The sequence below is a fragment of the Pantoea sp. Pa-EAmG genome (assembly GCF_030024295.1).
GTDB classification, from domain to species: domain Bacteria; phylum Pseudomonadota; class Gammaproteobacteria; order Enterobacterales; family Enterobacteriaceae; genus Pantoea; species Pantoea dispersa.
Genome location: NZ_JASEWO010000185.1, coordinates 1 through 8,395 on the forward strand (window position 1 = coordinate 1; position 8,395 = coordinate 8,395).

Here is an 8,395-nt window from a genome sequence, read left to right on the forward strand (position 1 = left end):
CTATGCGTTTACTGATTACGCTTTTCATACTGGCTTTTGCCCAACTGTTCTTTAATGTGGCGGCGGCTTCTCCGCATGCGCCGGTTAATGCCAGTTTGCAGAAAGCGGAGAAAAAGAACGCGCGTGAAGATGATCGTCGCAAACGACGCCCGGTGAAAACCACCAGCAAAAAGTCACGCCTGACGTCGGTACAGAAGTTCAGGCTGAAAAAACAGCAGAAAAGCGAAACGGTACTTCAGCACACCACGCAGCGCAAATCCCCACTTAAGCTCAGTGCGAAAAAATATGGTCATCAGCGGCTGGCGAAAAAATCGCGTGACGTTGCCGTTGATGATGAAGTGCAGCAGCTGAGCGGCATTAAAATGAGCAAAGCCCACCGCTTGCGCTATCAAAAAGCGCGCGAAACCGCGATGACGAAACTGATGGGCCAGCTGGGTAAACCGTATCAGTGGGGAGGCACCTCACCGCACACCGGTTTCGACTGCAGTGGTTTAGTGTGGTACGCCTACAAAGACCTGGTGAAGTTTAAATTTCCCCGCACCGCCAATGAGATGTATCACCTGCGCGATGCGGCACCAATTAAGCGTGAGATGCTGGAGAAAGGCGATCTGGTGTTCTTCCGCATCAACAACCGCGGTACCGCCGACCATGTCGGGGTTTATCTGGGCAATGGCAAATTCATTCAGTCTCCGCGCACCGGTAAGGACATTCAGATTAGCGCGCTGGGCGAGGATTACTGGCAGAAGCATTACGTTGGCGCGCGCCGTATGATGACGCCGAAAACCGTGCGCTAACCTCAGCGTTGCGCAACAAAAAAGCCGGTGGCTGTTCAGCAGCACCGGCTTTTTTATTAATGCAGAATGGCGGTAAAGCTAAAGGCAATAATCATCAGCAGAGCAGCGGCGGTGGTGGTCAATGCCAGTTTTAAATCGGTACTCATCACAACTCCTTAGTCACACAGTTTGCATGGTTAAATAATTTTCGCACAGTGATGGGCAAAAATCTCGTGTTATCCGCCCCGGCTTGCTAGAATCGCCGCCTTTCGTTGCGCAACAGATTTAGCGCATGCTGCATTGACAGCCTGCTGAAGGATGTTTCCCTGCCCGATTAAGCAGATTAGCCCTGATATTCAGGGCGCAAAACCATTAGCAGACGCAAACGTTTAACAATATACTTATCAGTAAGTTGCGATAAGCCCAGGAGTACCATTTTCATGGCAACCATTAAAGATGTGGCGAAACGCGCCGGGGTCTCAACAACCACGGTTTCGCATGTCATCAACAAAACGCGTTTTGTCGCGGAAGAGACGCGTAACGCCGTATGGGAAGCGATTAAAGCGCTGCATTACTCACCGAGCGCGGTGGCCCGCAGCCTGAAGGTGAATCACACCAAGACGCTGGGCCTGCTGGCGACCTCCAGCGAAGCGCCCTACTTCGCCGAAATTATTGAAGCCGTGGAGAATCACTGCTTTGAGCGTGGTTACACGCTGATTCTCGGCAACGCGCATAACGATCTGCAAAAACAGCGTGCCTATTTGTCAATGATGGCGCAAAAGCGCGTCGATGGCCTGCTGGTCATGTGCTCCGAATATCCCGACGATCTTCTGCAGATGCTGGAAGAGAACCGCAATATCCCGATGGTGGTCATGGACTGGGGCGAATCGCGCGGGGACTTTACCGATACCGTGCAGGACAATGCGTTCCACGGCGGTTACCTCGCCGGACGATACCTGATTGAGCGCGGCCATCGCGATATCGGTGCTATCCCCGGCCAGATGGAGCGCAACACCGGTGGCGGTCGTCATGCGGGTTTTCTGAAGGCGATGCAGGAAGCGGGCATCAGCGTCCATCCCGAGTGGATTGTACAGGGTGACTTCGAACCGGAGTCAGGTTATCAGGCTATGCAGCAGATCCTTAACCAGAAACAGCGCCCGACGGCGGTGTTCTGCGGCGGCGATATCATGGCGATGGGCGCGATTTGCGCGGCCGACGAGATGGGACTGCGCGTGCCGCAGGACATTTCGGTAATTGGCTATGACAATGTGCGCAACGCGCGCTACTTCACCCCGGCGCTGACAACCGTGCACCAGCCGAAAGCACAGCTGGGGGAAAAGGCACTGGAGATGCTGCTGGACCGCATCACCAGCAAACGCGAAGAGCCGCAGACCATTGAAGTGCAGCCCACGCTGATTGAGCGCCGCTCCGTGGCCGATGGCCCGTTCCGCGATTACCGCCGTTAAGCCACCTTCTCGCTGAGCCACTCGTGGTTCAGCGTCTCCGCATCGCCCAGATATTCCAGTAACCACGCCAGCGCCGGTGACGCGCGCTGCTCAGACCAGCTGACGCAACACGGGCTGTCCGGAAATGGCTGCGGTAACGCCAGCTCCACCAGCGCGCCGCTGTCCAGCAGCGGGCGCGCCAGGTGGCCCGGCACCATGCCCACGCACAATCCGGCCTGCAGGCAATCCAGCCCGGTTTCCCACTCCGGCACCACCAGCCGCCGCTGGTTATCCAGCGTCCACGTCATGCGGCGCGGCAGCGCGCGCGACGTATCTTCCAGCACCAGCGACGGCCAGGCGCGCAGGGTTTCATCGTCCAGCTGCGGACTGTGGGCCAGCGCATGCTGCGGACTCACCACGCAGCGCCAGTTGAGCGCGCCCATATCCTGAAAGGCGAAGCGGCCGCCGACCGGAATGGCCTGGGTGGCGCCAATCGCCACATCGACACGACCATCAGCCAGCGCGTCCCACACGCCGTTAAATACTTCGTAGCTGATGATCAGCTCCATATCGGGGAAATGGCGGTAAAAATCCTTTACCAGCTGGCGGGTGCGCTGCGGTTTGACGATGCAATCTACCGCGATACTGAGCTGACCGCGCCAGCCATTAGCCAGCTGCTGACACTGGCGGCGCGTGGCCATCATTTTTTTGATAACAGAACGCCCTTCACGCACAAAATGCTCGCCTGCTGCCGTCAGCACCACTTCGCGATGCTGCCGCTCAAACAGCGGTACCGCCAGCCAGCCTTCCAGCTGGCGCACGGTATAGCTGATGGCAGAGGGCACGCGGTGCAGCTCCTGCGCCGCCGCGCTAAAACTGCCGGTGCGCGCTACCGCGTCCACCACCTCAAGTGCATATTCCGACCACATAGTTTTCCCATCAAAAATTTTAACAGCACCCTGCAAATATTAGCGTTTCACAAAGCCCGCTGCACCCTTTTACACTCCCCGCCGTTCAACCTGCCGAATGAGAAAAACCATGCTGTCATCCAAAGGATTTCTGCCTTACCTTGCCGTGCTGAGCATGCTCGGCTTTCTGGCCACCGATATGTATTTACCCGCCTTCGGCGCCATGCAGCGCGACTTTGCTTCCGCACCGGGCACCATCAGCGCCAGCCTGAGCCTGTTTCTGGGCGGCTTTGCCTGTGCGCAGGTGCTGTGGGGCGTGCTGTCGGACCGCTTCGGCCGTAAACCCATTCTGCTGGCGGGCCTGAGCCTGTTTGCGCTGAGCTGTCTTGCCATGCTGTGGGTGACTAACGTCTGGCTGATGCTGGCGCTGCGTTTTGTGCAGGCGGTAGGCGTGTGCGCCGCAGCGGTGAGCTGGCAGGCGCTGGTGGTTGATCGCTATCCGCAGGCCAAAGCCAACAAAGTATTTGCCACGATTATGCCGCTGGTGGCGCTGTCACCGGCGCTGGCACCGCTGCTGGGTGCCTGGCTGATGGCCCATTTTCACTGGCGCGCCATCTTCCTCGCGCTCACGCTGGTGACGCTGGTGCTGCTGTTCGGCACGCTGAAACTGGCCAGCGCGCCGCGTGCGCGCCACGAAAGCACGCCGCAGCCCAGCTGGCTGACGCTGCTGGCGACGCGTATTTACAGCGGTAACGTAGTGATTTATGCCGCCTGTTCCGCCAGTTTCTTCGCCTGGCTGACCGGCTCGCCGTTTATCCTCGCCGCCGCGGGTCTGAGCCCGGCGGACATTGGCCTGAGCTATATTCCGCAGACCATCGCCTTCCTGCTGGGCGGGTTTGGCTGTCGCGCACTGCTGAACCGTTTTCAGGGTGCGCAGCTGCTGCCGTGGTTGCTGATGATTTACAGCCTGAGCATTCTGGGCCTGTTTGCGGTGGCGCTGATGACCACGCCGCCGCTGGTGGCTCTGCTGCTGCCGTTCTGCGGCATGGCGCTGGCCAATGGCGCGATTTACCCGATTGTGGTGTCCAGCGCCCTCGCCCCGTTCCCGCAGGCCACCGGCAAAGCGGCCGGCCTGCAGAATCTGCTGCAGCTGGGCTTATGCTTCCTCGCCAGCCTGATTGTTTCCGCCGGTCTGCAGCAGGCGCTGTTACATACCACGCTGGTCATGGTGGCCACGGTGATCCTCGCCTGGGCCGGTTTCCTGTGGCAGCGTAGCGCCAGCGCACAAAGTGATATTGCTCACGCTTCCCGTCCCTGCGAAGATAATTGCTAAGGCAACGATTATCGTTAGCAAACTAACGATAAGCCATTGAATACTGACCTGCGTGAGCATATACTCAGTGGGTCAGCATTTCTGCAACAAATCAATAACATAATGAGCGTATTTTTTAGCGACACTGTCGCTGGGATGGCGTCTGCACGATATTCACCTCCGGAGTTGTGGCAGACATTTCTATTCAGATTCATACCTCTGTAATACGTCGGCTATCTGGCGCACGGATTTTCCGTGAGTTCTCTCACAGGCCTGAGGAAATTGACTATTATTTCCTCAGGTTCAAATCGGAAAGGTGATGGAGAAGCTATGAGTTCATCGTGTATAGAAGAAGTGAGCCTTGAAGAAAACCAATGGTTTCGTATCGCCCATGAATTACTGGAGCGGGCGGACATTCACATCAACGGCACACGCCCCTGGGATATTCAGGTCAGACATGCGGATTTTTTCAAACGGGTCCTGCAGGAGGGATCGCTGGGCCTCGGTGAAAGCTACATGGACGGCTGGTGGGAGTGTGAACGTCTGGATATGTTCTTCCACCGCGTGCTGAAACATCATCTGGATAAGCAGTTACCGCACCATTTTAAAGATACGCTGCGCATTGCCGCGGCGCGCCTCACCAATCTGCAGTCAAAGAAACGCGCCTGGATTGTTGGTAAAGAGCACTACGATCTTGGCAACGACCTGTTTTCACTGATGCTCGATCCGTTTATGCAGTACTCCTGCGGCTACTGGAAAAGCGCGGAAACGCTGGAGCAGGCACAGCAGGACAAGCTGGATATGATCTGCCGCAAGCTGCAGCTTGAGCCGGGCATGACGCTACTGGATATCGGCTGCGGCTGGGGCGGACTGGCGGAATTCGCCGCGCGTCATTACGGGGTGAAAGTGCATGGCGTGACTATCTCTGCCGAGCAGCAGAAAATGGCGCAGCAGCGCTGTGCCGGTCTGGATGTGACCATTCTGCTGCAGGATTACCGTGATTTGAACCAGCAGTTTGACCGCATCGTGTCGGTGGGCATGTTCGAACACGTCGGGCCGAAAAACTATGCCACCTACTTCGATGTGGTTGATCGTAACCTGAAACCGGAAGGCCTGTTTTTGCTGCACACCATTGGGGCGATCAGAACCGACATGAACGTCGACCCGTGGATCGATAAATACATTTTCCCCAACGGTTGTTTACCGTCGGTACGGCAAATCGCCGATGCCAGCGAATCCCACTTCATCATGGAAGACTGGCACAACTTCGGCGCGGATTATGACACCACGCTGATGGCCTGGCATGAGCGATTCCAGGCGGCATGGCCGCAGCTGGCGGAGAAGTATGGCGAGCGTTTCAAACGGATGTTCAGCTATTACCTCAACGCCTGCGCCGGTGCGTTTCGCGCGCGCGATATTCAGCTGTGGCAGGTAGTTTTCAGCCGCGGCGCTGAAGGCGGTTTGCGCGTGGCGCGTTGATTTCCGTGCAATGCTAAAAGGCGCTTACCGCGCCTTTTTTATTCGCGATTACTCCGCGTCCGGCAGCGTTTGTGCCACCAGCGCGGCCGCGGCATCACGCTGCGCCAGCACACGTTCGACGGTGTCGACAATCGCCTGGGTATGCGGATCGATTTCGATATTGACCCGGTGCCCCAGCTTCTTCGCGCCCAGCGTGGTGCGCTCCAGCGTTTCCGGGATCAGGTGCACGCAGAACTTACTTTTGGTGACATCACCAACCGTCAGGCTGATACCATCGATGCCGACGAATCCTTTATGCAGAATATATTTGATCTGCTCAGCGTCCTGTAATTTAAACCACACTTCGCGGTTATTCTCTGACTGGATAATTTTACAGATTTCGGCGGTGGTCATAATATGGCCGGACATCAGGTGTCCGCCAATTTCATCGCTGAATTTCGCGGCGCGCTCAATATTCACGATGTCACCAACCTGTAATTCACCGAGGTTGGTGATGCGCAGCGTCTCTTTGATGAGATCGAAGCTGACGCGATCGCCGTCAATGGCGGTCACCGTCAGGCAGCACCCGTTGTGCGCTACCGAGGCGCCCAGCGCCAGGCCGGGCAGCAGCTCAGCAGGCAAGCGCACGGTGTGGGTGCGGAACAACTCTTTTTCTTCAATGGCGACAATTTCTGCCGTGCCCTGCACAATTCCGGTAAACATAATTTCAGCCTCTGCGAAGTTTGTGGCAGTTTATCACAGCTTGCGCCGCAAGGTTTAATTTGCCGGCGCGCAAACTTTACACAAATGGCGCAACCAAATGCGATCAATGTTTGGCGGAAGTGCGGGCTACCGCTACACTAGGTCGCGCATTCTTTGGGGATTTCACCCCGCTCTCTTCTTAAATTACGCAGGTGATACGTGCAGAAGTATTTAACAGAAGCGCGTCAATTGCTGGCCCTCGCGATCCCGGTCATCCTTGCTCAGGTGGCTCAGACGGCGATGGGTTTTGTGGATACCATTATGGCCGGTGCGGTGAGCGCCACGGATATGGCCGCCGTTGCTGTCGGCACCTCTATCTGGCTTCCCGCCATTTTGTTTGGTCATGGTCTGCTGCTGGCATTGACGCCAACCGTTGCGCAACTCAACGGATCCGGGCGACGCGAACGCATCGCAGAACAGGTGCGCCAGGGTTACTGGCTGGCGGCGGGCGTGGCGCTGCTGATTATGGTGGTGCTGTGGAACGCCGGCTACCTGATTCACACCATGCATGACATTGATCCTCAGCTGGCGGCCAAAGCAGAAGGTTATCTGCACGCGCTGCTGTGGGGCGCACCGGGCTACCTGTTTTTCCAGGTGGCACGTAATCAGTGTGAAGGGCTATCGAAGACTAAGCCGGCGATGCTGCTGGGTTTCCTCGGCCTGCTGACCAACATTCCGCTGAACTATGTTTTTATTTACGGCCATTTCGGTATGCCTGCGCTGGGCGGCGTGGGCTGTGGCGTCGCCACCGCGTCGGTTTACTGGGTGATGTATCTGGTGATGCGCTTCTGGCTGAAGCGCATGCCGGCCATGCGCGATATCCGCATGCATAACCGCTGGTCGCCACCGTCGCGCGCCATCCTGACGCGCCTGTTCACGCTGGGATTACCGGTCGCGCTGGCGCTGTTTTTCGAGGTCACGCTGTTTGCCGTGGTGGCGCTGCTGGTATCGCCGCTCGGCATTGTGAAAGTCGCTGGTCATCAGATCGCGCTCAACTTTAGCTCGCTGATGTTTGTGCTGCCGCTGTCACTCGGCGTCGCCACCACCATTCGTGTCGGTTACCGTCTGGGCCAGGGCTCGGCCGAACAGGCCCGCATCGCCGCGTGGACCGGTCAGGGCGTGGGTATCACCATGGCGGCGATAACCGCGCTGTTTACCGTGACCTTCCGCCACGATATTGCCGCGCTCTATACCGCGAATCCGGAAGTGATTACCCTGGCGGCGCAGCTGATGCTGCTGGCGGCCATCTACCAGTTCTCAGATTCGATTCAGGTGATCGGCAGCGGTATCCTGCGCGGCTATAAGGACACGCGCTCGATCTTCTTTATTACCCTGATCGCCTACTGGGTGCTGGGGCTGCCGGTGGGTTACGTGCTGGCGCTGACCGACTGGGTGGTGGCACCGCTGGGGCCGGCCGGTTTCTGGTGCGGATTTATCGTCGGTCTGACGTCGGCGGCGGTGATGATGATCTGGCGCATCCGCCGTCTGCAACGTTTACCGGCGCAGGTGATTCTGGCGCGCGCCGCGCGCTAAGTGGCTGAGCGGGCGTTTATTTGGCCCGCAATGGCGAAAAAAACGACGCATAGCACAGTTGCTGGTCAGTCGTCAGGAAAAATCACTTTTCCGCTTGCCAGCATCACGGCCTGCCGTTAATATTCGTCCCCGCTGTCGCCCTGACAGCGTGTTGCGCTCTTAGCTCAGTTGGTTAGAGCACCACCTTGACATGGTGGGGGTCGA

8 protein-coding genes are annotated in these 8,395 nt (G+C 57.5%); 5 read left to right on the forward strand and 3 right to left on the reverse strand.

Translation table 11 applies throughout. The features are described 5' to 3' along the window. The first annotated feature begins 2 nt into the window (after positions 1–2). Positions 3–794 (forward strand): C40 family peptidase, encoded by a 792-nt coding sequence (locus QMM04_RS18835; RefSeq protein ID WP_282996755.1) that lies wholly within the window; start codon positions 3–5, stop codon positions 792–794. 56 nt (positions 795–850) lie between these two features. Here the strand turns inward: QMM04_RS18835 and QMM04_RS18840 are convergent, their stop codons facing one another. Beyond that, positions 851–940, reverse strand: a complete 90-nt coding sequence (locus tag QMM04_RS18840; protein ID WP_021506219.1) for a YnhF family membrane protein — start codon at positions 938–940, stop codon at positions 851–853. Between the two features lie 273 nt (positions 941–1,213). On the opposite strand from QMM04_RS18840, the gene purR reads away from it, so the two are divergent. After that, entirely contained in the window at positions 1,214–2,239 is a 1,026-nt protein-coding gene (gene purR / locus QMM04_RS18845) for an HTH-type transcriptional repressor PurR (RefSeq protein WP_282996756.1), read from the forward strand. On the opposite strand, the gene punR is transcribed toward purR, so the two are convergent. Beyond that, positions 2,236–3,147 (reverse strand): DNA-binding transcriptional activator PunR, encoded by a 912-nt coding sequence (punR, locus tag QMM04_RS18850; RefSeq protein WP_021506221.1) that lies wholly within the window; start codon positions 3,145–3,147, stop codon positions 2,236–2,238. The two genes, purR and punR, sit on opposite strands and share 4 nt — an antisense overlap. A 109-nt stretch (positions 3,148–3,256) precedes the next feature. Between punR and punC the strand changes: the two genes are divergently transcribed. Together punC and cfa are read left to right on the forward strand one after the other, a co-directional pair. Further along, positions 3,257–4,459 carry a purine nucleoside transporter PunC gene (gene punC, locus QMM04_RS18855; RefSeq protein ID WP_021506222.1) on the forward strand — a complete coding sequence of 401 codons (1,203 nt, stop codon included), beginning with the start codon at positions 3,257–3,259 and terminating at the stop codon, positions 4,457–4,459. A gap of 309 nt (positions 4,460–4,768) precedes the next feature. After that, complete coding sequence (cfa, locus tag QMM04_RS18860; RefSeq protein ID WP_211725421.1) at positions 4,769–5,917, forward strand: cyclopropane fatty acyl phospholipid synthase; 1,149 nt, start codon at positions 4,769–4,771, stop codon at positions 5,915–5,917. Between the two features lie 48 nt (positions 5,918–5,965). On the opposite strand, the gene QMM04_RS18865 is transcribed toward cfa, so the two are convergent. Then, a complete protein-coding gene (locus QMM04_RS18865; protein WP_021506224.1) occupies positions 5,966–6,619 on the reverse strand; it encodes a riboflavin synthase in 654 nt (217 codons plus the stop codon). 198 nt (positions 6,620–6,817) lie between these two features. Between QMM04_RS18865 and QMM04_RS18870 the strand changes: the two genes are divergently transcribed. Then, positions 6,818–8,191 (forward strand): MATE family efflux transporter, encoded by a 1,374-nt coding sequence (locus tag QMM04_RS18870; RefSeq protein ID WP_150058219.1) that lies wholly within the window; start codon positions 6,818–6,820, stop codon positions 8,189–8,191. Positions 8,192–8,395 lie beyond the last annotated feature (204 nt).